Source organism: Pseudomonas sp. XP1 (genome assembly GCF_053557675.1).
Genome location: NZ_JBNRIJ010000009.1, coordinates 57,623 through 59,090 on the forward strand (window position 1 = coordinate 57,623; position 1,468 = coordinate 59,090).

Genomic DNA, 1,468 nt, shown 5'->3' on the forward strand with positions numbered 1-1,468 from the left:
GGGTGCTGCAAACCCTCGCCGATTACGCCCTCACGTACCGGGTCGAATCCGCCGAAGCCCTGGACACCGCACGCAACTGCCTGATGGATACCCTCGGCTGCGGCCTGCTGGCCCTGCGCTTCCCCGAATGCACCAAACTACTGGGCCCCCAGGTGGAAGGCACCTTTGTGCCCAACGGCGCCCGCGTCCCCGGCACCGCCTACCGCCTGGACCCGGTCAAGGCCGCCTGGGACATCGGTTGCACGGTGCGCTGGCTGGATTACAACGATACCTGGCTGGCCGCCGAATGGGCCCACCCCTCGGACAACCTAGGGGGGATCCTGGCCGTTGCCGATCACCTTTCCCAGAAGCGCGTGGCCGCAGGTGAAACACCGCTACTGATGCGCGATGTGCTCGAAGCCATGGTCATGGCTCACGAGATCCAGGGCGTACTGGCGCTGGAAAACGCCTTCAACCGTGTTGGCCTCGACCACGTGATACTGGTCAAGGTGGCCTCCACCGCCGTGTGCGCCAGGCTGATGGGGGCCAGCCGTGAGCAGATGCTGAGTGCCTTGTCCCACGCCTTCGTCGACGGCCAGGCGCTGCGTACCTACCGCCATGCGCCCAACGCCGGTTCGCGCAAATCGTGGGCCGCCGGTGATGCTTCCAGCCGTGGCGTGCGCCTGGCCGATATTGCCTTGCGTGGCGAGATGGGCGTGCCGGGTGTACTCACTGCGCCACAGTGGGGCTTCTACGATGTGCTGTTCAGCCACACCAACAAGGACCTTGCGCTCAAGCCGTCCGAGCAGCAAGAGCTGCGCGTGCCGCAGGCCCTGGGCAGCTACGTGATGGAGAACGTGCTGTTCAAGGTCAGTTTCCCGGCCGAGTTCCACGCCCAGACCGCATGCGAGGCAGCGGTAACCCTGCATCCACTGGTGCGTAACCGCCTGCACGAAATCGACCGTATCGTCATTACCACCCAGGAGTCGGCAATCCGCATCATTTCCAAGAGCGGCCCGCTGGCCAATGCCGCCGACCGCGATCACTGTCTGCAGTACATGGTGGCGGTGCCGCTGATTTTCGGTCATCTGGTGGCCGAGCATTACGAAGACACCTTCCATGCCAACCATCCCAGTATCGACCGCCTGCGCGAGAAGATGGAGGTGGTGGAAGACCCGCGCTTCAGCCGTGAATACCTGGAGCCGGACAAACGCTCGATCGCCAACGCGCTGCAGGTGTTCTTCAAGGATGGCAGCAGTACCGATCAGGTGGTGGTGGAATACCCGATCGGGCATCGCCGGCGGCGAGGGGAGGGCATACCGTTGCTGGAGGCCAAGTTCAGGGACAACCTGGCGACGCGCTTTGCGCGGCAGCGGTGTGGGGAGATTCTTGAGGTGTGCAAGGACCAGCAAAAGCTGGAACAGATGGCGGTGCACAGGTTTGTCGACCTGTTCGTGATCTGAGGTTGCCTGTGCTGGCCTCTTCGCGG

1 protein-coding gene is annotated in these 1,468 nt (G+C 63.8%); it reads left to right on the plus strand.

The features are described 5' to 3' along the window. Positions 1-2 precede the first annotated feature (2 nt). The gene (gene prpD / locus ACK1U9_RS10710) at positions 3-1,442 is read left to right on the plus strand and encodes a 2-methylcitrate dehydratase (protein WP_449109886.1); all 1,440 of its coding nucleotides are present in this window, start codon (positions 3-5) and stop codon (positions 1,440-1,442) included. Positions 1,443-1,468 lie beyond the last annotated feature (26 nt).